Annotated in this window: 21 protein-coding genes; 13 read left to right on the top strand and 8 right to left on the bottom strand. The window is 73.8% G+C overall.

Annotated features, from left to right (window positions below; genetic code table 11):
• Positions 1–5: 5 nt before the first annotated feature.
• From H596_RS0100970 to H596_RS0100960, 3 genes are read right to left on the bottom strand one after another with little or no spacing between them, the layout of a single operon-like run.
• A complete protein-coding gene (locus tag H596_RS0100970; protein WP_027283297.1) occupies positions 6–566 on the bottom strand; it encodes a CvpA family protein in 561 nt (186 codons plus the stop codon).
• A gap of 25 nt (positions 567–591) precedes the next feature.
• Positions 592–2,010 carry a DNA repair protein RadA gene (gene radA, locus H596_RS19490; protein ID WP_051212217.1) on the bottom strand — a complete coding sequence of 473 codons (1,419 nt, stop codon included), beginning with the start codon at positions 2,008–2,010 and terminating at the stop codon, positions 592–594.
• 3 nt (positions 2,011–2,013) lie between these two features.
• Complete coding sequence (locus H596_RS0100960; protein WP_027283296.1) at positions 2,014–3,480, bottom strand: M81 family metallopeptidase; 1,467 nt, start codon at positions 3,478–3,480, stop codon at positions 2,014–2,016.
• Between the two features lie 78 nt (positions 3,481–3,558).
• On the opposite strand from H596_RS0100960, the gene H596_RS0100955 reads away from it, so the two are divergent.
• From H596_RS0100955 to H596_RS0100940, 5 genes are all read left to right on the top strand, one after another.
• Positions 3,559–5,022 carry a protein adenylyltransferase SelO gene (locus H596_RS0100955; RefSeq protein WP_051212215.1) on the top strand — a complete coding sequence of 488 codons (1,464 nt, stop codon included), beginning with the start codon at positions 3,559–3,561 and terminating at the stop codon, positions 5,020–5,022.
• Positions 5,023–5,172: 150 nt separating this feature from the next.
• Positions 5,173–6,858, top strand: a complete 1,686-nt coding sequence (locus H596_RS19485; RefSeq protein WP_051212214.1) for a flavin-containing monooxygenase — start codon at positions 5,173–5,175, stop codon at positions 6,856–6,858.
• A gap of 28 nt (positions 6,859–6,886) precedes the next feature.
• A complete protein-coding gene (locus H596_RS24815) occupies positions 6,887–7,288 on the top strand; it encodes a tripartite tricarboxylate transporter substrate-binding protein (RefSeq protein WP_211225231.1) in 402 nt (133 codons plus the stop codon).
• A complete protein-coding gene (locus H596_RS19480; protein WP_211225230.1) occupies positions 7,231–7,881 on the top strand; it encodes a Bug family tripartite tricarboxylate transporter substrate binding protein in 651 nt (216 codons plus the stop codon). The genes H596_RS24815 and H596_RS19480 overlap by 58 nt, the downstream gene beginning before the upstream one ends.
• A gap of 5 nt (positions 7,882–7,886) precedes the next feature.
• Positions 7,887–8,864, top strand: a complete 978-nt coding sequence (locus tag H596_RS0100940) for a Bug family tripartite tricarboxylate transporter substrate binding protein (protein WP_027283294.1) — start codon at positions 7,887–7,889, stop codon at positions 8,862–8,864.
• 14 nt (positions 8,865–8,878) lie between these two features.
• Here H596_RS0100940 and H596_RS24810 read toward each other — a convergent pair whose 3' ends face one another.
• Complete coding sequence (locus tag H596_RS24810) at positions 8,879–10,120, bottom strand: flavin monoamine oxidase family protein (RefSeq protein ID WP_051212213.1); 1,242 nt, start codon at positions 10,118–10,120, stop codon at positions 8,879–8,881.
• A 34-nt stretch (positions 10,121–10,154) separates the two neighbouring features.
• On the opposite strand from H596_RS24810, the gene H596_RS0100930 reads away from it, so the two are divergent.
• Positions 10,155–11,264 carry a DSD1 family PLP-dependent enzyme gene (locus H596_RS0100930; protein ID WP_027283293.1) on the top strand — a complete coding sequence of 370 codons (1,110 nt, stop codon included), beginning with the start codon at positions 10,155–10,157 and terminating at the stop codon, positions 11,262–11,264.
• Between the two features lie 18 nt (positions 11,265–11,282).
• On the opposite strand, the gene H596_RS0100925 is transcribed toward H596_RS0100930, so the two are convergent.
• A complete protein-coding gene (locus H596_RS0100925; RefSeq protein ID WP_084602484.1) occupies positions 11,283–11,696 on the bottom strand; it encodes an ABC transporter permease subunit in 414 nt (137 codons plus the stop codon).
• A 45-nt stretch (positions 11,697–11,741) separates the two neighbouring features.
• On the opposite strand from H596_RS0100925, the gene H596_RS0100920 reads away from it, so the two are divergent.
• The gene (locus H596_RS0100920) at positions 11,742–12,767 is read left to right on the top strand and encodes an IS110 family RNA-guided transposase (RefSeq protein ID WP_027283291.1); all 1,026 of its coding nucleotides are present in this window, start codon (positions 11,742–11,744) and stop codon (positions 12,765–12,767) included.
• 239 nt (positions 12,768–13,006) lie between these two features.
• Here the strand turns inward: H596_RS0100920 and H596_RS19470 are convergent, their stop codons facing one another.
• From H596_RS19470 to H596_RS0100905, 3 genes are read right to left on the bottom strand one after another with little or no spacing between them, the layout of a single operon-like run.
• A complete protein-coding gene (locus H596_RS19470; protein ID WP_051212212.1) occupies positions 13,007–14,374 on the bottom strand; it encodes an ABC transporter permease subunit in 1,368 nt (455 codons plus the stop codon).
• Positions 14,367–15,503, bottom strand: a complete 1,137-nt coding sequence (locus H596_RS0100910) for a putative 2-aminoethylphosphonate ABC transporter ATP-binding protein (protein ID WP_084602480.1) — start codon at positions 15,501–15,503, stop codon at positions 14,367–14,369. The genes H596_RS19470 and H596_RS0100910 overlap by 8 nt, the downstream gene beginning before the upstream one ends.
• On the bottom strand, positions 15,461–16,483 hold the full coding sequence (locus H596_RS0100905) for a putative 2-aminoethylphosphonate ABC transporter substrate-binding protein (RefSeq protein WP_027283289.1): 1,023 nt from the start codon (positions 16,481–16,483) through the stop codon (positions 15,461–15,463). The genes H596_RS0100910 and H596_RS0100905 overlap by 43 nt, the downstream gene beginning before the upstream one ends.
• 183 nt (positions 16,484–16,666) lie before the next feature.
• Between H596_RS0100905 and H596_RS0100900 the strand changes: the two genes are divergently transcribed.
• The 6 genes from H596_RS0100900 to H596_RS0100875 all read left to right on the top strand — a co-directional run bounded on the left by H596_RS0100900 (position 16,667) and on the right by H596_RS0100875 (position 24,225).
• On the top strand, positions 16,667–17,779 hold the full coding sequence (locus H596_RS0100900) for a TIGR03364 family FAD-dependent oxidoreductase (RefSeq protein ID WP_245583922.1): 1,113 nt from the start codon (positions 16,667–16,669) through the stop codon (positions 17,777–17,779).
• Positions 17,776–18,585, top strand: a complete 810-nt coding sequence (gene phnX / locus H596_RS0100895; RefSeq protein ID WP_027283287.1) for a phosphonoacetaldehyde hydrolase — start codon at positions 17,776–17,778, stop codon at positions 18,583–18,585. The genes H596_RS0100900 and phnX overlap by 4 nt, the downstream gene beginning before the upstream one ends.
• A 175-nt stretch (positions 18,586–18,760) precedes the next feature.
• On the top strand, positions 18,761–20,305 hold the full coding sequence (locus tag H596_RS0100890; RefSeq protein WP_027283286.1) for an ABC transporter ATP-binding protein: 1,545 nt from the start codon (positions 18,761–18,763) through the stop codon (positions 20,303–20,305).
• Positions 20,306–20,420: 115 nt separating this feature from the next.
• Positions 20,421–21,494, top strand: a complete 1,074-nt coding sequence (locus tag H596_RS0100885; RefSeq protein WP_027283285.1) for an ABC transporter permease — start codon at positions 20,421–20,423, stop codon at positions 21,492–21,494.
• A 652-nt stretch (positions 21,495–22,146) separates the two neighbouring features.
• On the top strand, positions 22,147–23,064 hold the full coding sequence (locus H596_RS0100880) for an ABC transporter permease (RefSeq protein ID WP_027283284.1): 918 nt from the start codon (positions 22,147–22,149) through the stop codon (positions 23,062–23,064).
• 78 nt (positions 23,065–23,142) lie between these two features.
• Entirely contained in the window at positions 23,143–24,225 is a 1,083-nt protein-coding gene (locus tag H596_RS0100875) for a BMP family ABC transporter substrate-binding protein (RefSeq protein WP_037299466.1), read from the top strand.
• The last annotated feature ends 19 nt before the right edge of the window (positions 24,226–24,244 follow it).

Genomic DNA, 24,244 nt, shown 5'->3' with positions numbered 1-24,244 from the left:
GGCCTTCAGCTTCGGCTGCGCGCGGGGGGGCGCAGCAGGTCTTCCTGCGTGGGCAGGCGCCGCTCGGGGGGGGCGGCGATGCGGGGGCGATACTCCTCCGGCAGCAGCTCCACAAGCCAGCGCGCGCCGTCCACCACATGGGGCAGGGCGCGCGCCTCGCGCACCGGCTCGGGCCACTGGTCCACCGCGGGGAAGAGGAGCCCGGCCAGCACATAGGCCAGCATGCCGATCACCGCCCCGCGCGCCAGGCCGAACAGCGCGCCGAGCGAGCGGTCCACCCCGCCCAGCGCGCTCTGCTGCACCCGCCCGGCCAGCGCGTGGATCAGCAGCTTGAGCACGACGAGGATGGCGAGGAAGAGCCCGCCGATCACCAGCGCCTCGGACAGCCAGCGCGGCTCGATCACCCCCTCGATCACGGCCGAGACGGGCTGCTCCAGCCAGAAGGCCGCCAGCGCCGCGCCGATCCAGGCGCCGATGCCCAGCACCTCCCGCACGAAGCCGCGCAGGAAGGCCAGGATGGCGGAGACCACCATCACGAAGAGCAGGACGCCATCGACCCAGGTCATGGTGCGGCGCGGTATAGCGGGGGCGTCAGGGGGCGTCACCCTTCGCGGCCGGGCCGCGCCGCCGCACCGTGGCCGCCGCGAAGGGCGCCACCAGATCCGCGAGGTGGCCGATCTCGACGAGGCGCAGCCCCTCGATGGCCGGGGGCGGCTTGTTCCCGCGCGCCACGCGGCGCGGCAGCACCGCCCGGCCGAAGCCGAGCTTCTGCGCCTCGCGCAGCCGCTGCTCGGCCTGCGCCACCTGGCGCACCTCGCCGGAGAGGCCGACCTCGCCGAAATACACCGCATCCGCCTCGGTCGGCCGGTCGGTCATGGCGGAGACGAGGGCCGCGGCCACGGCGAGGTCCGCCGCGGGCTCGTTGATGCGCAGCCCGCCGGCGATGTTCAGGTACACGTCGGCCTGGGCGAAGGTCAGGCCGCAGCGCGCCTCCAGCACGGCGAGCAGCATGGCCAGCCGCCCCCCGTCCCAGCCCACCACCTGCCGCCGGGGCGAGCCGCCGGAGGAGGGGGAGAGCAGCGCCTGCACCTCCACCAGCACGGGCCGCGTGCCCTCCAGCCCCGCGAAGACCGCGCTGCCCGAGATGTTGCCCCGCCGCTCGGCGAGGAAGAGCGCCGAGGGGTTGGGCACCTCCATCAGGCCCCCCTCGGTCATCTCGAAGACGCCGATCTCGTCGGTCGCGCCGAAGCGGTTCTTCACGGCGCGCAGGATGCGGAACTGGTGGCCGCGGTCGCCCTCGAAGTAGAGGGTGGCGTCCACCATGTGCTCCAGCACGCGGGGGCCGGCCAGCGTGCCCTCCTTCGTCACATGGCCGACCAGCACCAGCGCGAAGCCGCGCGACTTGGCCAGCCGGATCAGCTCCGCCGCGCAGGCGCGCACCTGGGCCACCGTGCCGGGGGCGGAATCCAGCGTGTCGAGCCAGAGGGTCTGGATGGAATCGATCACCACCAGCGCGGCGCCGCGCTCGGCCTCCAGCGTGGCCGCGATGTCGCGCAGCGCGCCGGCGGAGGCGAGGCCCATGGGCGAGGCGGTGAGCCCGAGCCGCTGCGCGCGCAGCCGCACCTGCGCCACCGCCTCCTCGCCCGAGATGTAGAGCACGCGCCGCCCGGCCTCGGCCATGCGGGCGGCGGCCTGCAGCAGCAGGGTGGATTTGCCGATGCCCGGATCGCCCCCCACCAGCACCGCCGAGGCCGGCACGAAGCCGCCCCCCAGCACGCGGTCGAGCTCGGCGATGCCGGTGCGGTGGCGCGGCGGGGGCGCGCCCTCCCCGGCGAGGCTCAGGATCTCGATGCCCTTGCCGGGCGGGGCCTTGGCGGCGGGGCCGGGGCCCTGGCGCGCCGCCTCCTCCACCAGCGTGTTCCACTCGCCGCAGCCATCGCAGCGGCCCTGCCACTTGGGATGCGCCGCCCCGCAGGACTGGCAGACGTAGCGCACGCGGTCCTTCGCCATGGCTCAGGCCCCGGCCGGCGCGGCGCGCCAGGCCATCGGCACATGGCGGAAGGGCAGGGCGGCGAGGTCGAGCGCCGCGGGCCCCGGCGCGTCGCACTCGATGATGGCGCTGCAGCGCCCGGCGAAGGCGGCGCGGAAATGGTTCTTCGCCTTGTTCGCCAGCAGCCGCACCTCGTCGAGCGCGATGCCATGCAGGGCGAAGAAGGCGGGGTCCACCACCGCCTCCTTGCGCGAGGTCAGCACCACGCGCAGCCGGCCGCGGCGGATCACGGCGGTGGGGCCGAAATCCACCGGCGCGCCGTGCTCCATGGGCCCGGTGTTGAGGAAGCGCCCCTGGGTGAGCGCCTCCACCCGGCCCTCGAAGGGCACGGGCGGGCCGAAATCGGGCGTGGTGCGCCCGCCCAGCGGCCGCGCGAAGGCCCCGCCCGGCCCGGCCGCCTGGGCGGCCTGCACGGCGTCCGGGTCGTGCAGGAAGCAGAACACCGTCTCGACATCGGGCGCGCGCGCCACCAGCGCGCGCAGCAGCCCGGGCGTGTCCGCCGCGCCGCCGGAGAGCGGGTTGTCCGCCGGGTCGAGCAGCGCGACGAGGCCGGGCGGGGCGGCCAGCGCCGCCTCCAGCGCCGCCTCGGGCGGGGGCAGCGAGACGGCGAAGCGCGCGCGGCGCGCGGCGATGGCCTCCGCGAGCCGCCGCGCCAGGGCGCGCGCCGCCGCGTGCTCCTCCGCCCAGACCATCGCCGAGGGGCCGGCCCAGGGCGAATCCCCCCAGGCGAAGCCGCCGAACAGCGAGGCGTCGAGGATGGGCGGGGTTTCCGCCGCCGCCGCCTCGGCCCAGACCTCGGCCATGGGGCCGGCCTCGTGGCGCATGTGGAAGCTGTGCAGCACCATGGGCAGCTTCGCCAGCGCGCCATGGACGGGGCGGCCGGCCAGCGCGCGCTCCAGCAGCGCCAGCGCCCGGGCCGCGGCGGCGTCCATGTCCACATGCGGATAGGTGCGATAGACCGAGGCGCCGTCGAGCAGCCCGATCATCTGCGGCGAGACGTTGCCGTGGAAGTCGAAGCTCGCCACCAGCTTCGCATCGGGCCCGAGCGCGGCGCGCACGCGGCGGATGATGGTGAGGTCGGCCTCCGGGTCGCTCTCGGTGACGCAGGCGCCGTGCAGGGAGAGGTAGCAGCCCTCGAAGCCGCCGCGCGCCAGCCCCTCCTCCACCTCCTCCATCCAGGTGGCGAAGGCGGCGTCGGTCATCGGCCCGCCGGGCTGGGCGGCGGCGCAGCGCAGCACCGTGGCCCGCCACTGCGGGCGCGCGGCCAGGAAGGCGTCCAGCGCGCCGAGCTCCGTGGCCGTGCCGCGATAGCGCGCCAGCGCCTCGGGCCCCGCCACCCATTCGCGGCCCTGGAAGGCCGGGAGCGGCGTGGGCGCGGGGGCGAAGCTGTTGCCTTCGAACCAGAGGCGGGCGACGGCGATCCTCGGCATGGCGCCGTGATGGCGGCAGCGGCCGCGCCGCGCAACCCGCCCCTTGCGGCGCGGCCCCGCGCGCTCGATCTGAGGCCGATGCCCGACAGCCTCGCCGGCCTGCGCCTCGGCCTCGATCACAGCTACGCCCGCCTGCCGGAGCGTTTCCACGCCCGCGTGGCGCCCACCCCGGTGGCGGCGCCGCGGCTGTTGCGCCTCAACGCGCCGCTGGCGGAGGAGCTGGGGCTCGACCCCGCCCTGCTCGCCAGCGAGGCCGGGGTGGCCATCCTCGCCGGCAACGCCCTGCCCGAGGATGCGCAGCCCATCGCCATGGCCTATGCGGGGCACCAGTTCGGCGGCTTCACCCCGCGGCTCGGCGACGGGCGGGCCATCCTGCTGGGCGAGCTCATCGGCCCGGACGGCGCGCGGCGGGACCTGCAGCTCAAGGGCGCGGGCCGCACCCCCTTCTCGCGCGGGGCGGATGGGCGGGCGGCGCTGGGCCCGGTGCTGCGCGAATACCTGATCAGCGAGGCGATGCACGCGCTGGGCATCCCCACCACCCGCAGCCTCGCCGCCGTCGCCACCGGCGAGCCGGTGTTCCGCGAGACGCCCCTGCCCGGGGCGGTGCTGGCGCGGGTGGCGGCGAGCCACATCCGGGTGGGCAGCTTCCAGTATTTCGCCGCGCGCGGCGACGCCGAGGCGCTGCGCCTGCTGGCCGACCACGCCATCGCCCGGCACGACCCCGCCGCGGCGGAGGCGCCGCAGCCTTATCGCGCCTTCTTCGAGGGGGTGATGGCCCGGCAGGCGGCGCTGGTGGCGCGCTGGATGCTGGTGGGCTTCATCCATGGCGTGATGAACACCGACAACACCACCATCAGCGGCGAGACCATCGACTACGGCCCCTGCGCCTTCATGGACGCCTACGACCCCGCGACGGTGTTCAGCTCCATCGACCATTATGGCCGCTACGCCTATGGCGCGCAGCCGCGCATCATCGCCTGGAACCTCGCCCGCCTCGCCGAGGCGCTGCTGCCGCTCTTCGACGCGCGCGAGGACGCCGCGCTGGAATGGGCGCGCGCGGCCATCGGCCGTTTCCCCGCCCTGTTCGAGGCCGCCTACGCCCAGGGCCTGCGCGCCAAGCTCGGCCTCGCCACGGCCGAGGAGGGCGACGACGCGCTGGTCGCCGCGCTGCTCGCGCGCATGGCCGAGGCGCGGCTCGACTTCACCGCGAGCTTCCGCGCCCTGGCCGATGCGGCCGAAGGCGCCGCGCCCGAGGCGCTGGCCCCGCTGGGCGACTGGCTGGGCGACTGGCGCGCGCGGCTGGCGCGCGAGCCGGGCCCGGCCGCGGAGAAGGCGGCGGCGCTGCGCCGCGCCAACCCCGCCGTCATCCCGCGCAACCATCTGGTGGAGGAGGCGCTCTCGGCCGCGGTGGAGCGCGAGGATCTCGCGCCCTTCGACGCGCTGCTCGCCGTGCTGCGCCGGCCCTTCGAGACGCCGCCGCCGCGCTACGCCGCCCCGCCGCCGCCGGGCGGGGCGCCCTACGTCACCTTCTGCGGCACCTGACAGGGGGCGCGCGCGCCTGCGAGAGCAGATCGCCCATGGCTGGAATCCGCCATGGCGTGAATCTGCTCGGAATGACGCGGCGAGAGCGGTTTCCGGTCGTCCGGAAACCGCTCTAGCATCCCGGTCCCACACAGGAAGGGGGAACGGGCCATGCCAGAAGGGAGCATGCCGGCCGGCGGGGAGCAGGACGTGCTGGTCATCGGCGCGGGCTTCTCCGGCCTCTACGCGCTGCACGCGCTGCGCGACCGGCTCGGGCTTTCCGTCACCGTGCTGGAGGCGGCCGATGGCGTGGGCGGCACCTGGCACTGGAACCGCTATCCCGGCGCGCGCTGCGACAGCGAGAGCCACTCCTACTGCTACGCCTTCTCCGAGGAGCTGTGGCGCGAGTGGGAATGGACCGAGCGCTACCCCGGCCATGAGGAAATCCGCCGCTACCTGAACTGGGTGGCGGACCGTCTCGACCTGCGGCGCGACATCCGCCTGGGCCGGCGCGTCACCGAGGCGCGCTGGGACGAGGCCGCCGGGCTCTGGCGCGTGGCGACCGAGCAGGGAGAGCGCCACGCCGCGCGCTTCCTCATCGCCGCGGTGGGCTGCCTCTCCAGCGCCAACATCCCCGCCATCGAGGGGCTGGAGAGCTTCCAGGGCCGGGTGGCGCACACCGGGGAATGGCCGCGGGAGGGGGTGGAGCTCGCGGGCCGCCGCGTGGGGCTGATCGGCACCGGCTCCACCGGCATCCAGGCCGCGCCGGTGATCGCGGAGCAGGCGGCGCATCTCACCGTGTTCCAGCGCACGCCCAACTACAGCGTGCCCGCGCGCAACGCCCCGCTCTCGCCCGAGTTCCGGCAATGGGTGCGCGAGAACCGCGCCGAAATCCTGCGCGTGATGCACGCGACACCCAACGGCCACCCCTTCGCTGCGCGCGACCAGTCGGCGCTGGAGGTCGAGCCCGCGGAGCGCGAGGCGCTCTACGAGGCCGCCTGGGCCAGGGGCGGCATGCAGTTCCGCGCCACCTTCCGCGACATCCTGACCGACAAGGCGGCGAACGACACCGCCTCCGACTTCATCCGCCGCAAGATCCGCGAGATCGTGCAGGACCCGGAGACGGCGCGGAAGCTCACCCCCACCGACCACCCCTACGCCGCCAAGCGCCCGCCCATCGACAGCGGCTATTTCGAGACCTTCAACCGCCCCAACGTCACGCTCGTGGATCTGCGCGAGGATCCCATCGAGCGCATCACGCCGCGCGGCGTGAGGACGCGCTCGGGCGAGCACGCGCTGGACGTGCTGGTCTTCGCCACCGGCTTCGACGCGCTGACGGGCCCGCTGCTGCGGCTGAACCTGACGGGGCGCGAGGGCCTGACGCTGGCCGAGGCCTGGCGCGAGGGGCCGCGGAGCTGGCTCGGCCTCGCCGTGCCGGGCTTTCCCAACCTGTTCACCGTCACCGGCCCCGGCAGCCCCTCGGTGCTGACCAACATGCCCGTGGCCATCGAGCAGCATGTGGAGTGGATCGAGCGCTGCCTGCGCGAGATGCGCGCGCGCGGGCTCGACCGCATCGAGGCGCGGGCGGAGGCGGCGGCCCGCTGGGGGGCGGAGGTGAACGCCGCCGCCCAGGCCACGCTGCTGCCGATGGCCGCGAGCTCCTGGTATCTCGGCGCGAATGTGCCGGGCAAGCCGCGCGTCTTCATGCCCTATGCCGGCGGCATGGCGCGCTATCGCGCCCTCTGCGAGGAGGTGGCGGCGAAGGGCTACGAGGGTTTCGCCCTCGCCCGCAGCGCGCGGATTGACGCAGGGCGCGGAGTGGTTCCCAATCCCGCGCATGGGCCGGACGCCGCATGATCCGGCCTGCGCGAGGAGACGCCGGAGCATGATCACCCGCCGCATCATCGGCCTGCGCGGCCTTGCCCTTGCGGGGCTCGGCGCGCTCGCCGCCCCCGCCGCGCTGCGCGCCCAGGCCTGGCAGCCCAGCGGGCCCATCCGCATCGTCGTGCCCTTCCCCGCCGGCGGCACGACCGACATCCTCGCCCGCCTCTTCGCCCAGCGCATGACGGAGACGATGGGCGTCTCGGTGGTGGTGGAGAACCGCGGCGGCGGCGGCGGCTCCATCGGCGCCGATGTGGTGGCCAAGGCCGCGCCGGACGGGCAGACGCTGCTGTTCCACAACCTCACCTTCTCGACCACCACGGCCGCGCTCGAGTTCGTGAACCGCGCGTGCACTCCATCGAGCGGGATTTCGCGCCGATCAGCCTCGGCGCGAATGTGCCGATGATCCTGCTGGTGAACGCGCAGGTGCCCGCGCGCAACCTGACGGAGTTCGTCGCCTGGGCGCGGGCGCAGAACCCGCCGCCCTTCTACGGCTCCACCGGGCCCGGCAGCACGATGAACCTGGTGGGCGAAATCCTGAAGCGCGACGGCCAGTTCCAGATGGAGCACGTGCCCTTCCGCGGCGCCGCGCCGCTGGTGCAGGACATGCTGGCCGGGCGCATCGCCTTCGGGGGCGACCAGCTCTCCTCCTCGCTGCAGCACATCCGCTCCGGCGCGCTCAAGCCCATCGCCACCCTGGCCAGCCAGCGCCCGCGCGTGCTGCCCGAGGTGCCGACGGTGCGCGAGCAGGGCTTCCCGAACGCGGAGCTGCTGGGCTGGAACGGCTTCTTCGCCCCCGCGCGCACGCCTGCGCCGGTGCTGGCGCGGCTGCACACGGAAATCGCGGCCGCCGCGCGCCACCCGGCGGTGGCGGGCCGCATCCTCGAACTCGGCGCGGAGCCCGGCGGCAACAGCCCCGAGGAGTTCGGCGCCTCCGTCCACGCGCAGATCGCCGCGGTGCGCCCGCTGGTCCAGGCGCTCCGGATGCAGGTGGAGTGAGCGGGATGCGCCTTTCGCGCCGCGCGCTCGGCGCCTCCGCCCTGCTCGCCGCGCCCGGCCTCGCGCGCGCCCAGGCCTGGCAGCCGAGCGGGCCCATCCGCGTCGTCGTGCCCTTCGCCGCGGGCGGCACGACCGACATCCTCGCCCGCCTCTACGCGCAGCGCCTCTCCGAGACGCTGGGCGTGCCCATGCTGGTGGAGAACCGCGGCGGCGGCGGCGGCTCCATCGGCGCGGACCTGGTGGCGAAATCCCCGCCCGACGGGCAGGTGCTGCTGTTCCACAACTCCACCTTCTCGGCCACCACGGCGGTGCTGGAGTTCAACAACCGCGCGCCGCACTCCATCGAGCGGGACTTCGCGCCGATCAGCCTCGGCGCGCTGGTGCCCACCGTCGTGCTCGTGCATCCCTCCGTGCCGGCGACGAACCTCGCGGAGTGGATTGCCTGGGCGCGCGCCCAGCCGCGCCCGCCCTTCTACGGCTCCACCGGGCCGGGCAGCGCGGGGCACCTGGTGGGCGAGGTGCTGAAGCGCGACGGCAACTTCGACATGGAGCATGTGCCCTTCCGCGGCGCCTCGCTGCTGGTGCAGGAGATGCTGGCCGGGCGCATCCCCTTCGGCGGGGACCAGCTTTCCTCCTCGCTGCCGCACATCCGCTCGGGCGCGCTGCGGCCCATCGCCATCCGCTCCACCAGCCGCTCGCGCATGCTGCCCGACATCCCGACGGTGGCGGAGCAAGGCTTCCCCAACGCGGGATTCCTCGGCTGGAACGGGTATTTCGCGCCGGCCCGCACGCCCGAGGCGGCGATCGTGCGGCTGCAGGCCGAGATCGCGGCCGCCGCGCGCCACCCGCCGCTCGCCGCGCGGATCGAGGAGCTGGGGGCGGACCCGGGCGGCAACAGCACGGCGGAGTTCCGGGAGATGGTCCACGCGCAGGTGGCCGCGTTGCGGCCGATCGTCGCCTCGATCGGGCTGCGCACGGAGTAGCGGGCGCGCCGGCCTCACCTCCGCGGTGAATCGGCCGCGCAGAAGCCTCCCGCCGCCTCGCCCGAGAGCCAGGCGCCCGCCACCGTGCCGGCGAAGCGGCTGTGCGTCGCCTCGCCGGCGAAGAGCAGCCGGCCCTCGCCCAGCGGCCGCGCCAGCAGCGCGCGCGAGGCGTGATGGCCCGGCCGCGCATGGCTGTAGCTGCCGAGGAAGCAGGGATCATCGCCCCAGCGGGTGACGAGGCCCTCGCCCAGCGCGCCCTCGCCGAACATGGCGGCGAAATCCGCGCGGGCGGCGGCCTCGGTGGCGGCCGGGCCCTCGCGCAGCAGCGCCCATGCGCGCGCGCCGCCGACGAAGCCGAACACGATGGGCTCGCCGAAGGGGCGGATGATCCAGGACATGGGCTGCGGCGCCTCGGCGCTCACGGCGCGGCGCGCGGAGTGGAAGGGGGCCACGCCGACATCGCGCGCCAGGCGGAAGGCGAATTTCGTCAGCAGCCCCATGGGCAGGCCATGGATCGCCTCCGCCACCTCCGGCGGCAGCTCCGGCACGAAACGCAGCCCGCCCGCCGCCAGCACGCCGGTCGAGGCGGTGACGATGGCGCGCCGCGCGCGCAGCGCGCCCCAGGGCCCTTCCAGCACCACGCCCGGCCCGCGCCAGTCGAGCCGCGTCACCGCATGGCCGAGGCGGATCGGCAGCCCCCGCGCCAGCCGCGCCACCAGCCCGCCCACCCCCTCGCGCGGCAGCAGGTTGGGGCCCTCGAGCCCGGTCTTCACGTAATCCTCGAGCGAGATGCGGCAGAGCTCCGCCGCGTTGATCTGGCTGCCCAGCCAATGCGCGATGGTCGCCTCCCATGGCCCGCCGCGCGGCGCGGCCTCGCTCACCGCGCGGTCGGGCGTGAGGGGGGCGGCGGCGAGCGCGGCCTCGAAGGCCTGGTGCGCGCGCCAGTATTCCGCCAGCTCCTCGGCCGTGGCGAAGCGCGCGCCGAGGTGCAGGTGGCGCTCGCGCAGCGTGTCATGGTCCACATGTGGGCCGATGTGCGCGGCGAGCGGGTTCTCGCGCGCCTGGTGCAGCCAGGTCGCGCCATGGTCGAACACCGCGCCGAGCGTGGTGCAGGCGAAGGCGCGGCCGCCCACCCGGTCCTTCGCCTCCAGCACCACGCAGCCTCGGCCCGCGGCGGCCAGGGCGCGCGCCGCGGCGATGCCCGCCACCCCCGCGCCGAGGATGGCGACCTCCACCTCTGGATCGCTTCGCGCCATGCCCGCATCATGCCGCGGATCGAGGAGGACGCCCATGCCGCAACCACCGCCCGCCGAGCCCGGAATGCGCGAGGAGGAGGTGGACACGCCCGCCCTGCTGCTCGATCTCGACGCCTTCGAGCACAACCTCGCCGCCATGGCCGCGCTGCTCGCGCCCACGGGGACGAAGCTGCGCCCCCACGCCAAGACGCACAAATCCCCCGTGATCGCGCTGCGGCAGATGGCGCATGGCGCCATCGGCCAATGCGTGCAGAAGGTGGCGGAGGCCGAAATCCTCGCCTGGGGCGGCGTGCCCGACGTGATGGTGACGAACGAGGTGGTGGGCGCGCGCAAGCTGGCGCGGCTCGCCGCCCTCGCGCGCATCGCGCGCGTCTCGGTCTGCGCGGACGATCCCGCGCAGGTGGCGGCCATCGAGGCGGCGGCCGAGGCGGCGGGGGTGCGCATCCCCGTGCTGGTGGAGATCGACGTGGGGGCGGCGCGCTGCGGCCTGCCGCCCGGCCCGCCCGCCGTGGCGCTGGCCGAGCGCATCGCCGCCTCGCGCCATCTCAGCTTCCACGGGCTGCAGGCCTATCACGGCAGCGCCCAGCACATCCGCGAGCCGGAGCGCCGCGCCGCCGCCATCGCCGCCGCGGCCGAGCACGCCCGCCGCACCGTGGAGCAGCTCCGCCAGCGCGGGCTCGACTGCCCCGTTGTGGGCGGGGCGGGCACCGGCACCTTCGCGCATGAGGCGGCGAGCGGCGTCTACACCGAGATCCAGGCCGGCTCCTACGCCTTCATGGACGCGGACTACGCGCGCAACGAGCAGGCGCCCCCCTTCCGCCATTCGCTGTTCGTGCTGGCCACGGTGATGAGCGCGGCGAGCCCGCACATCGCCGTGCTGGACGCGGGCCACAAGGCCGTGCCCACCGACAGCGGCCTGCCGCTGGTGCAGGGGCGCGAGCGGGTGCGCTACGTCTCCGCCTCCGACGAGCACGGCAAGCTGCTGGTGGAGGACCCCGCCGACCGCCCGCGGCTCGGCGAGAAGCTGCGCCTCATCCCCGGCCATTGCGACCCGACGGTGGACCGCTACGACTGGTATGTGGGCGTGCGGAAGGGGCGGGTGGAATGCCTCTGGCCCGTCGCCGCGCGCGGGGCGATGGCGTGACCGCCCGGGGCGGGCGCGCTACCGCTTGCGCCAGGCCTGGGTGGCGCGCTCGATGCGCCCCGCGCTCGCGAGGTGCAGGAGCTTCAGCGCGACATTGATGGCGAGGATGGCCACCGCCATCGCCGCCGCCGCGCTCACCTGCCCCGCCTCGTCCATGTGGATCACCGCCACCGAGGCGGGCTTGGTGTCCGGCCCGTAGAGGAAGACCACCGCGCTCACCGTCGTCATCGCGTTGACGAAGAGATAGACGAAGATGTCGAGGGTGGCGGGAAGGCAGATCGGCAGCGTCACGCGCCAGAAGGTGACCCAGGCGGGCACCTTGAGGCTCGCGCCCACGCTCTCGAACTCCGGGTCGAGCTGGCGGATCGCCGTCACCGCCGTCAGGTGGCAGATGGGGTGGATGCCCCCTGCTCTGCGGCATCGCAGTGCCATAGCGTGGATGGTGTCGAGCCACACCACGCTGGAGAGGAGGCATCCGTGGAGGAGGTTACTACGATCGGCCTGGACCTGGCCAAGAACGTGTTCCAGGTGCACGGCATTGACGCGGCCGGGAACGCCGTTGTCCGCCGCAAGCTGCGCCGCGGCGAGGTGCTCCAATTCTTCGCGTCTTCGCCGCCATCGCTCGTCGGCATGGAGGCCTGCTGCAGCGCGTACTATTGGGCGCGGGAGATCGCGAAGCTCGGCCATGAGGTTCGGCTGATGCCGCCAGCGTACGTGAAGCCGTATGTGAAGCGGGGCAAGACCGACGCGGCAGACGCTGAGGCGATCTGCGAGGCGGTCACACGGCCGACGATGCGCTTTGTGCCGGTCAAGACCGAGGAGCAGCAAGCAGCGGCGATTGAGCTGAACGCGCGTGACCTCCTGGTGCGGCAGCGGACCCAGACCGTGAACGCGCTGCGGGGCTACTTGGGCGAGTACGGGCTCGTTGCGGCTCAAGGGGCTGCGAAGCTGTCCGAACTCATCGATGCGCTGCGGCGGGGCGACGTCGATGGCCTGCCGATCATGGCCAGAGAAGCTCTGCTCGAACTGATCGAGCAGATCGACTCTTTGGAGGAGCGCATCGAACGGATGGAGCGGCGGATGGTCCGTCGGGCGCGACAGGACGAGACGGCAAAGCGTCTCACTGCCATCCCTGGCATCGGCGCCATCACGGCGGTCGCGCTGCAGGGCCTGGTCCCGGATCCAGGCGGATTCGCTTCGGCGCGCCATTTCGCCTCTTGGCTTGGCCTGACGCCCAAGTCCCGATCGAGCGGTGGCAAGGAACGGCTGGGGCGCATCTCCAAACAGGGCAACGGGATGCTGCGACGCCTCCTGATCCTCGGCGCTACCGCGCGCTTGCGATACGCCCGGCGCGGCCACCACGACGGCGACTGGGGTGAGCGGCTGCTGGCGCGACGCCCGTTCAAGGTCGCTGCCGTGGCGCTCGCCAACAAGATGGCTCGCATTGCGTGGGCGCTTCTGACCAAGGGAGGGACGTACCGGACTTCCGCGGCCGCCGCCTGAGGCGCCGGCTGCGGAGACGAACTCGCCAGGGACCGCAGCTGGCGGGAGGCAAGGTGCAAGCACCGTGATGACAGTGAGGGGACCGGCGACCCGGTTGCGAGAGAGGCCGATACACCGTCCGCGCCGCAGAGCGCGCTTGGTAGATACGCCACTCGCACCGCGAAGCTCATCAGGGCCCGCGGCCGTACCGGCCGCCTCAGGAGGCCGGATACAAGACCGCACCCCGTGCCTTTCGACTGTCAGCTGGCGCTTTCGCCCTTGTCCCGCGGGGGGCATCCATACAAGACGGTGTAGAAGTGGATGATCGAGTTCAGCACCAGTATGGCGAGGGTGCCGTAGAGGAAGCCCAGCGGGTTCGCCGGGTCGTTGAAGAACAGGATGTAGGCGAGGCCGAGCACCAGCCCCGGCACGGCCAGCGGCAGCGTGGCCGCGAGCGAGAGCAGCCGCGGCAGCGGGCCGCCGACGCGCCCGCGCTCGATCATGTAGGCCAGCAGGAACACCAGCGCGGTGCCGAGCAGCGCCGTCCAGAAGGCGAGACGCACCGAGGTCCAGAGGCTGCCCCAGCCCGCGGAATCGAAGCGCGCGAACTCGTAGTTGGCAAGGGTGAGCTCCAGGTTCCACGGCCAGAAGCGGATCAGGCTGCCCCAGACCGCGAGGCCGACGAGGCCGAGGAGCATGGCCGCGACGATGAGGCAGAAGAGGAGGAGCGGCGCATCGCGCCCCGCGCGGGGCTTCGGTTCCAGCGGCACGGCGCGGCCCGAGAAGACGCTGCCCTGCCGCCTCTGCGCCCAGAGATCGAGCGCGAAGGCCCCCACCGCCGGCAGCAGCAGCACGAGGCCCACCACCGCGCCCATGTTGAAGTTCTGCTGGCCGATGACCTGCTTGTAGATCTCGGTGGCGAGCACGGGGAACTGCCCGCCGATCACCTTGGGGATGCCGAAATCCGTCACCACCAGGGTGAACACGACGACGCTCGCCGAGACGAGCCCGCCCAGCGCGCCCGGCAGCGTGACGGTGGCGAAGATGCGCCCCCGCCCCGCCTTGAGCGCGGCCGCCGCCTCGTAGAGCCGCCCATCCGCCCCCGAGAGCGCGACGGAGAGGATCAGCGCCGCGTGCGGGAAGCAGTAGAACACCTGCGCCATGACGATGCCGATGGGGCCATAGACGCTCTCCCCCATCAGCAGCCCGCGCGCCATGCCCTGGTTGCCGAAGAGATAGACCAGCGCCAGCGCCGGCAGCAGCGAGGGCGCCAGCACCGGCAGCAGCATCACCGCCCGGAAGGCCGGCTTGAACGGGATGCAGGAGCGCGTGAGCGCATAGGCGTAGGCGAAGGCCGCCGGCACCACGAGCAGCGTGGTCAGCCCCGCCGTCCAGAGGCTGTTCCAGGCGGAGGCGGCGAGGCTCGGCGTCGTCGCATAGACGGCGAAGTTGGCGAGGCCCGCGAAACCGCCCTGCGCGTCCTGGAAGGCGCGCACCATCAGCCAGCCGAGCGGCAGGACGAGGGCCACCAGCATCAGCAGCCCCGCCGCCCCGAGCGCGAGCCCCATCAGCCGCTGGTCGGCGGAAAGGGCGGGGCGCAGGCCCCGGCCGAGAAGCGCCTCAGCCATCGGGATAGGTCATCACCCGGTCGGCCGGGATGGCGACGCGCAGCTTCGCCACCCGGCCGAGATCGAGGCGCGGAATCTGCTCGGAAGGCACATCGGCCTCCAGCCGCACGCCCTCGGCCAGCAGATGCACGCGGCAGACGGGGCCGAGGAACTCCACCCCCGTCACCAGCGCCTCGAAGGCGCCCGGATGGCCCTCCGCCTCGGGGCCGAGGCGCACGTCCTCGGGCCGGACGAAGGCGCGCGCCGCCTGGCCGGGGCTGAGGGAGGCCGCGCCGTCGGCCTCGATGGAGACGGGGCCGGCGCGCAGCCGGCGCGGCGCCTCCACCTCGGCGGCGAAGCTGCCCGAACGGCCGACGAAGCCCGCGACGAAGGCCGAGGCGGGGCGGCGATACACCTCCTCCGGCGTGCCGATCTGCTCGATGCGCCCCTCGTTCATCACCACGATGCGGTCGGAGACGGAGAGCGCCTCCTCCTGGTCATGCGTCACCATGATCGTGGTCACGCCGAGGGATTTCTGCAGCGCGCGGATCTCGGTGCGCAGACGCGCGCGCACGATGGCGTCGAGTGCGGAGAGCGGCTCGTCCAGCAGCAGCAGGCCCGGGTGGTTCGCCAGCGCGCGGGCCAGCGCCACGCGCTGCTGCTGCCCGCCCGAGAGCTGCGCGGGATATTTCCGCGCATGCTCCTGCAGCCCGACCATGGCGAGAAGCTCGGCCACCCGCGCCTCCACCTTCTCGCGCGGCCAGGCAGGCCCGCGCAGGCCATAGGCGATGTTCCGCCGCACATCGAGGTTGGGGAACAGCGCGTAGGACTGGAAGACGATGCCGAAATCCCGCTCGCCGGGCGGCAGCAGCGTGATGTCGCGCCCCGCCTGGACGATGCGCCCCTCGCTCGGCGGATCGAGGCCGGCGATGGCGCGCAGCAGCGTGGTCTTGCCGCAGCCCGAGGGGCCGAGGAAGGAGACGAACTCGCCCTCGCGGATCTCGAGCGAGACGCGGTCGAGCGCCACGAAGCGCCCGAAGCGCTTCGTCACCTCCTGCACGGTCAGATAGACCGGCCGGGGCTCGGCGCGCGCCGCGAGGTCGAACATCAGTTGCGCGGGGCGGATTTGCCGTCGAAGCGGCGCGTCCATTCGCGCAGGATTTCTTCGCGCCGGGCAGCGATGGCGGCGAAATCCTGGTTCACCAGGCGCTGGGCGAACTCGGCCGGGTAGTTCTGCACCGAGGGCGCGACATCGGGGTGCGCCACCAGCGCGTAGAAGCGGCCGTAGAGCTCGTTCGCCTCGCGGCTCACCGTCCAGTCCACCAGCCGCCGCGCGGCCTCGAGGTTGCGGGTGCCGCGCAGGATGGCGGTGGCCTCCAGGTCGAAGCCCACGCCGTCGGTCGGCACGATCACGTCGATCGGCGCGCCCTGGTTGCGCAGCGCCACCGAGCGCATGTCGAAGCTGAGGCCCACGGCGTATTCGCCGCGCGCGGCGTTGTTGCAGGGCGCGCTGCCCGAGTGGGTGTAGACCTGGATGTTCTCGTGCAGGCGCGTCATGTACTCCCAGGCGGCCGCCTCGCCCTGCGCGCCCATCCAGCCCGCCACGGTGAGGAAGCCCGTGCCGGAGGAGGCCGGGTTGGGCATCGCCACCTGGCCGCGGAAGGCGGGGTTCAGCAGATCGGCCCAGGTCGAGGGGCGCGGCAGGCCACGGCTCTGGGCCACCACGCGGTTGAAGCAGATGGCGGAGACGAAGGCGTCCATCCCCGTCCAGGTCATCGGGCTGCGCGGGCTGCGGAAATTGGGGCGCAGCGCCTCGGCCCCGCGCGGCGTGTAGGGCTCGAGCATGTCCTGCGCCTCCAGCGCGAGGAGGCTGAACACGCTGAGGCCCCAGATCACGTCGGCGCGCGGGTTGGCGCGCTCGGCGATCAGGCGGGCGGTGATCACGCCCGTGGAGTCGCGCACCCAGGCGATCTCGATGCCCGGCACGGCGCGTTCGGCGGCCGCCTTGAAGGGGGCGAGCTGCTCGTTCTCCAGCGCGGTGTAGACCGTCAGCCGGGTGCGTTGCTGAGCCTCCGCGGCCCCGGCGGAGAGCGTGAGCGCGGCGAGGCCGGCGAGCAGAAGGCGGCGCATGAAGGCGTCTCCCTGTTGGCGAGTGGCGCGCGAGGTTGACCGGGCCCGGTTCCGGAGGGAACGCGGAGTGTGTGACAATGGCGTGAAATCCTCCGGCGCGGGCGGCGGAGTCTGGCCCCGCGCGGCCGGGCGGCTAGCTTCATGGCGCGGAATCGGGCAGGCGGGATGGGCAAGGCTGCGGATGTGATCATCGTGGGCGCGGGCATCCTCGGCCTCGCCCATGCGCTGGCGGCGGCGCGGCGCGGGCTGAAGGCGCTGGTGCTGGACCGCGACGCGCAGGCCAATGGCGCCTCGGTGCGCAATTTCGGCTTCGTCACCGTCACCGGCCAGCAGGCGGGGGCCTGCTGGCGGCGCGCCATGCGCTCGCGCGATGTCTGGGAAGAGGTGGCGCCCCAGGCCGGCATCGAGGTGCTGCAGCACGGCCTTGCGGTGCTGGCGCGGCGCGCGGAATCGGCCGCGGTGCTGGAGGCCTTCGCGCGCACGGAGATGGGCGCGGGCTGCGCGCTGCTCGACGGCGCCGAGGCGGCGCGCCGCTTCCCCGATCTCGCGCGCGGCGCGCCCCGCGCCCTGCTCTGGAGCCCGCATGAGCGCCGGGTGGAGAGCCGCGAGGCCATCCCGCGCCTGGCGGCCTGGCTGGAAGCGACGCAGGGTGTCGCCATCCGCCGCAACATCCTGGTGCGCGGCGTGGACGAGGCGGGGGTGGACACCAGCGCGGGCCGCTTCGCCGCGCCGCGCATCGTCGTCTGCCCCGGCGACGACTTCCTGACGCTCTTTCCCGAGCGCATCGCCGCGCAGGGCGTGACGAAGTGCAAGCTGCACATGCTGCGCCTCGCCGATCCAGGCTTCCGCCTGCCCGCGGCGGTGATGAGCGACCTCGGCCTCGTGCGCTACCTCGGCTATGCGGAGCTGCCGCAGGCCGAGGCGCTGCGCCACGTGCTGCTGCGCGAACAGCGCGCGCAGCTCGACAACGGCGTGCACCTCATCGTCGTGCAGTCGGCCGACGGATCGCTCGTGGTGGGCGACAGCCACCATTACGGAACCACGCCCGATCCCTTCCAGCCCGAGGCGGTGGACGCGCTGATCCTGGAGGAGTTCCGGGCCGCGCTCGGCATCGCCCCGCCGCCGGTGATCGCGCGCTGGACGGGCATCTACGCCTCCGCGCCCGACAGGCTCATGTTCCGCGACGCGCCGGCGCCCAACATCCGCCTCGTGATGGTGACGAGCGGCACCGGCGCCTCCACCGCCTTCGCCATCGCGGAGGAGACGCTGGCCGAACTTCTGGGAGAGAGCGCATGAGCACGCTGAAGGCTGTCATCCTCGACTGGGCGGGCACGGTGCTCGACCACGGCAGCCGCGCGCCCATGGGCGCCTTCGTCGAGGTGTTCCGCCGCTTCGGCGTGGAGATCACCATCGCCGAGGCGCGCGGCCCCATGGGGCTGGCGAAATGGGACCACATCCGCGCGCTCGGCCGCATCCCGCGCATCGCCGACGCCTGGCGCGCCGCCCATGGGCGCGACTTCGGCGACGCCGATGCGGACGCCATCCATGAGGTGTTCGTGCCGCTCAACGCGCAGGTGGTGACGCTGCCCGAGCACGCCGCGCTCATTCCCGGCGCGGCCGAGACCGCGGCCTGGCTGCGCGCGCGCGGCCTCAGGATCGGCAGCACCACGGGCTACACGCGCGAGATCATGGCGCCGCTGCTGCCGCTCGCCGCCGCGCAGGGCTACGCGCCGGACAACCTGGTCTGCGCGGGGGATCTGCCGCGCGGGCGGCCCTCGGCGCTGATGATGTACCGCTGCTTCCTCGAGCTCGACGTGGACCCCGCATGGGCCTGCGTGAAGGTGGACGACACGCCCCCCGGCATCGCCGAGGGCGTGGCGGCGGGCTGCTGGACGGTGGGCGTGGCGCTGACGGGCAACGAGTGCGGCCTCTCGCTGGCGGAGCTGGCCGCCTGCACGGCGGAGGAGCGCGCCGCCCACCGCGCCCGCGCCGCCTGGGCGCTGCGCGCCGCCGGGGCGCACCATGTGGTGGACGGCATCGCCGATCTGCCGCCCGTGCTGGAGGAGATCGCCGCCCGTGTCGCGCGGGGCGAGCGGCCCTGATACGCCCGGCCTGGCCGCCGCCCGCACCCGTCTTTGCAAGGCCGCGCGCCTCCGCTAAAGCGCCAGAAGGGGAGATTGCGGGGAGTTCATCTCCGCATGGGGACGCGGGTCCGGCAGCCTCGGCCCATCCGGCCGGCTCTGCTTCCTCCGGCGTCACCCTTGGCCGAGCGAGACGATGAGCGCGCCCCCCGTCGGACCCCCCCTGGTCGAAGCCCGGCAGATCGTGAAGCGCTTCGGCGCGCTGCTCGCGAACGACCATGTGGACCTGCGCGTGATGCCCGGCGAGGTGCACGCGCTGCTGGGCGAGAACGGCGCGGGCAAGTCCACGCTGGTGAAGATGCTCTACGGGCTGCTGCAGCCCAATGAGGGGCGCATCCTCTGGCAGGGCGCGCCGGTCGTGCTCGCCAGCCCCAAGGCGGCGCGGCGGCTGGGCATCGGCATGGTGTTCCAGCACTTCTCGCTGTTCGAGAACCTGACGGTGGCGGAGAACGTGGCGCTCGCCCTCGACGACGCGGCGCCCGTGCCGCGGGTGGCGGCGCGGCTGGCCGAGCTGTCCGCCGCCTATGGCCTGCCGCTCGATCCCGCGCGGGAGGTGTGGCGGCTCTCGGTGGGCGAGCGGCAGCGCGTGGAGATCGTGCGCTGCCTGATGCAGGACCCCCGGCTGCTGATCCTGGACGAGCCCACCTCGGTGCTGACGCCGCAGGAATGCGAGGGCCTCTTCGCCACCATCGCGCGCATCCGGGCCGAGGGGCGTTCGGTGCTCTACATCTCGCACAAGCTCGAAGAGGTGCGCCGCATCTGCGAGACGGCGACCATCCTGCGCCACGGCCGCGTGGTGGCCGCGACCGACCCGCGCGCCGAGACGGCGGCGAGCCTGGCGCGCATGATGGTGGGCGGGGATGTGCCCGCGCTGCGCCACGCGCCGGCGGGCGAGAGCGACGCGCCGGTGCGGCTCTCGGTGCGCGGCCTCTCCCTGCCCGCGGAGGATTCGCACGGCACGGCGCTGCGCGATGTCTCGCTCGACCTGCGCCGGGGCGAGATCCTCGGCATCGCCGGCGTGGCGGGCAACGGGCAGGAGGAGCTGTTCGCCGCGCTCTCGGGCGAGCGGCTCGCGCCGCGCGCGGGGCAGATCGTGCTGGACGGCGCGCCGGTGGGGCGCGAGGACATCAACGCCCGCCGCCGGCGCGGCGCGGCCTTCGTGCCGGAGGAGCGGCTGGGCCACGCCGCCGCCCCGCGCCTGCCGCTGTCGGAGAATGCGCTGCTCTCCGGCCATGCGGCCAACGGCTTCGTGCGCGGCGGCTTCCTCGACCGCGGGAGGATGCTGGGCTGGGTGGATTCGGTGACGCGCGCCTTCGACGTGCGCAAGGGCCCGCGCGACCCGGAGGCGCGCGCGCTTTCGGGCGGGAACCTGCAGAAATTCGTGGTGGGCCGCGACATCCTGCGCCGGCCGGCGCTGCTCGTCGTCTCGCAGCCCACCTGGGGGGTGGATGCGGGCGCGGCGAGCCTGATCCGGCAGGCGCTGGTGGATCTGGCGAGGGAGGGGGCCTCGGTGCTGGTGATCAGCCAGGATCTGGACGAGCTGCTGGAGATCGCGGACCGGCTGGCGGTGATCTTCCACGGCCGCCTCTCGCCCGCGCGGCCCGTGGCGGGGCTGACGCGCGAGGAGATCGGCCTGCTGATGGGCGGGGCGGGCTTCGGCACGAACAGCGAGGCGGCGTGATGCGCGCCGCCGATTCACGCCTCCGGGCGCGCGCCCTCCGGCGATCGGAGCGGGATTTCCGCGCCGCCGATTCACGCCTCCGGGCTCGCGCCCTCCGGCGATCGGAGGCGGGGTGATGCGCTTCGTCCTCGAACGCCGGGCCGAGACGCCGCTCGCGCTGCAGATCGGCTCGCCGCTGCTGGCGGTGGCGCTGACGCTGCTCTCGGCCATCGTCATCTTCGCCGCGCTGGGCCATGACCCGTGGCGGGCGCTGCACATCTATTTCGTGATGCCGCTCTCCGACTCCTGGGGGCTGCAGGAAGTCGCGGTGAAGGCGACGCCGCTGGTGCTGATCGCCGTGGGCCTGTCGCTCTGCTACCGCTCGAACAACTGGAACATCGGCGCCGAGGGGCAGTTCCTCATGGGCGCGCTGGCCGGGAGCTGGCTGGCCATCGCCACCCATGGCGCGCCCGACGGCTGGTGGCTGCTGCCCGCCATGCTGGGCTGCGGGGCGGTGGGCGGCGCGCTCTTCGCGCTGATCCCCGCGCTGCTCAAGACGCGCTTCGGCGCGAACGAAATCCTGACCAGCCTCATGCTCGTCTATGTGGCCGAGCTGCTGATGGACTGGCTGGTGCGCGGCCCCTGGCGCGACCCGCACGGCTTCAACATGCCGCAGACCGTGATCTTCGAGCCCGAGGCCACCATCCCGCTGCTGATGGAGGGCGGGCGGCTGAACATCGGCACGCCCATCATGCTGCTGGTGGTGGCGCTGATGGCGGTGCTGGTGGCGCGCACGCTCAAGGGCTTCGAAATCCGCCTGGTGGGCGAGGCGCCGCGCGCCGCGCGCTTCGCCGGCTTTTCCGAGAAGAAACTGACCTGGACGGTCTTCGCCATCTCCGGCGCGCTGGCGGGGCTGGCGGGCATCCTGGAGGCGGCGGGCACGGTGCGGCAGCTTCAGCCCAGCATCTCGCCGGGCTACGGTTTCACCGCGATCATCGTGGCCTTCCTCGGGCGGCTGAACCCGCTGGGCTGCCTGATCGCGGGCGTCTTCCTCGCCATCACCTTCATCGGCGGCGAGAACGCGCAAATCCTTCTGCGCCTGCCGCTGGACGTGACGCGCGTGTTCCAGGGGCTGCTGCTGTTCTACGTGCTGGCCTGCGATACGCTGCTGCTCTACCGCCTGCGGCTTGTGCGGGGGGCCGCGGCGTGAGCGCCCAAACAGAAGCAGCGCCCCCTTGCGAAAATCCGGCGGCAAAGCCGCCGGCGCGCCCGGCGTGGAGGCCCGGACCGCCCCGCGAGGGGCAGCCCGGCCCTCCCCGCTTCCGGCCGCACGGCGGCCGGCGCCGCCCGCTCCACCGTGCCGCCCGGCCCGCCAGTGGCGCGGCGAAGCCAAGCGCGCGGAGCGCGCGCCCGGCGTTTGAGGGCCGGACCGTCCTTCGAGGCAGAGGCCGGCCCTCCCTGCTTTTCCGGCCGCACGGCGGCCGGCGCCGCCCGCTCCCCCGTGCCGCCCGGCCCGCCAGTGGCGCGGCGAAGCCCAGCGCGCGGCGCGCGCGCCCGGCGTTTGAGGGCCGGACCGTCCTTCGAGGCAGAGGCCGGCCCTCCCTGCTTTTCCGGCCGCACGGCGGCCGGCGCCGCCCGCTCCACCGTGCCGCCCGGCCCGCCAGTGGCGCGGCGAAGCCAAGCGCGCGGAGCGCGCGCCCGGCGCTTGAGGGCCGGACCGTCCTTCGAGGCAGAGGCCGGCCCTCCCTGCTTTTCCGGCCGCACGGCGGCCGGCGCCGCCCGCTCCCCCGTGCCGCCCGGCCCGCCAGTGGCGCGGCGAAGCCAAGCGCGCGGAGCGCGCGCCCGGCGCTTGAGGGCACAAAATGACTCTGCTGGAAGCCATCCTTCTCACCGTCATCACCGCCTCCACGCCGCTGCTCATCGCCGCGATCGGCGAGCTGGTGGTGGAGCGCGCGGGGGTGCTGAACCTCGGCGTCGAGGGGATGATGATCATGGGCGCGGCGGCGGGCATCGCCGCGGCCATCACCACGGGCAACTCGGCCTTCGGGGTGCTGGCGGCGGTGCTGGCGGGGATGGCGCTGGCGGCGGTCTTCGCCTTCCTCACGCTCGGGCTCGCCACGAATCAGGTGGCGGCGGGGCTCGCGCTCTCCATCTTCGGCCTCGGCCTATCGGGCGTGGTAGGCGCGCCCTTCGTGGGCGTGCAGCGCGCGGGCATCGGCAGGATCGAGATTCCCCTGCTGTCGGAGATCCCCTTCCTCGGCCCGGTGTTCTTCGCGCAGGATCCCTTCGTCTATGCCTCCTTCGCGCTGGTGGTGGGCGTGTCGTGGTTCCTCTGGCGCAGCAAGGCGGGGCTGGTGCTGCGCGCCTGCGGCGAGAACCACGCCTCGGCCCATGCGCTGGGCTATCCGGTGCTGCGAATCCGCTTCCTCGCCATCCTGTTCGGGGGCGCCTGCGCGGGGCTGGCGGGGGCCTATCTCTCGCTGGTCTACACCCCGTTCTGGACCTCGGGGATGACGGGCGGGCGCGGCTGGATCGCGCTGGCCATCGTGGTCTTCGCCTCCTGGCTGCCCTGGCGCGCGGCCATCGGCGCCTATCTGTTCGGCGGCATCACCATCCTGCAACTGCACGCGCAGGGGGCAGGCGTGCCCGTGCCCTCGCAGCTTCTCTCGGCGCTGCCCTACCTCATCACCATCCTCGTTCTGGTGCTGATCATGCGGCTGCGGCGCGGCGGGGCGGCGGGGCCGGCGGCGCTGGGCACGCCCTTCGTGCCGGATCGCTGATCGGGCATGACATTTGCTTAATCCGGGATTATGACATCGCGCCGCCGCTTCGGCCGCGCAACGAGGAGACCGCTCTCGATGACCCTGTCCCGCCGCTCCCTGATGGCCGGCGCCGGCGCGCTGGCCGGCGTCTCGGCGCTGACCGGCCCTGCCGTCGCGCAGGGCGGGCCGCTCAATGTCGGCTTCATCCTGATCGGCCCGGTGGGCGATTTCGGCTGGTCCACCATGCACGACCAGGGCCGCCGCCGGATGCTGGAGGTGCTGGGCAACCGCGTCACCGCCACCCAGGTCGAGAGCGTCGCGCCGCCGGATTTCGACCGCGTGGCCACGCAGCTCGTCCGCACCGGCTCGCGCCTGATCTTCACCACCAGCTTCTCCTACTTCGCGCCCACGCAGCGCATCGCGCCGCAGCACCCGAACGTGATGTGGGAGAGCGCGACGGGCACGGCCACGGGCCCCAACCTCGCCATCTACAACGCGCGCTTCTACGAGGGGCGCTACGTCCAGGGCGTGATCGCCGCGCGCAAGTCGCGCAGCAAGACCATCGGCTACGTCGCCTCCTTCCCGGTGCCGGAGGTGATCCACGCCATCAACACCGTGATGCGCGGCGCCTGGAGCGTGGACCCGCAGATGCGCATCCGCGTGGTGTGGGTGAACGCATGGTTCAACCCGGGCCGCGAGGCGGACGCCGCGCGCGCGCTGATGGACCAGGGCTGCGACGTGATCTGCCAGCACACCGACAGCCCCGCGCCGCTGCAGCTCGCCGAGCAGCGCGGCAACGTGTTCGGCTTCGGCCAGGCCAGCGACATGACGCGCTTCGCGCCGCGCGCGCACCTCACCTCCAGCGTGAACAACTGGGGCGACTACTACGCCGAGCGCGCGCGCGCCGTGCTGGAGGGCAACTGGCGCCCGGCCGACACCTGGGGCGGGCTGGGTTCGGGCATGTTCCGCCTCGCCCCCTTCACGAACATGACGCCCGAGGAGGCGAGCGAGGCCGCGCGCATCCGCGACGCGCTGGCCAGCGGCGCGCTGCACCCGTTCGACGGGCCGATCGTGCGGCAGGACGGCCAGACGGTGATCCCCGCCGGCCAGCGCCTGACGGACGACCAGATCCGCGCGATGAACTACTTCTACCAGGGCATCGACGTCGCGATGCCGTGACGCGGAGCGGGGGCGGGCG

The sequence above is a fragment of the Rubritepida flocculans DSM 14296 genome (genome assembly GCF_000425365.1).
Classification (GTDB): domain Bacteria; phylum Pseudomonadota; class Alphaproteobacteria; order Acetobacterales; family Acetobacteraceae; genus Roseococcus; species Roseococcus flocculans.
Note: the sequence above shows the minus strand (reverse complement) of the source record. Positions and strands in the feature narration are given on the sequence as shown.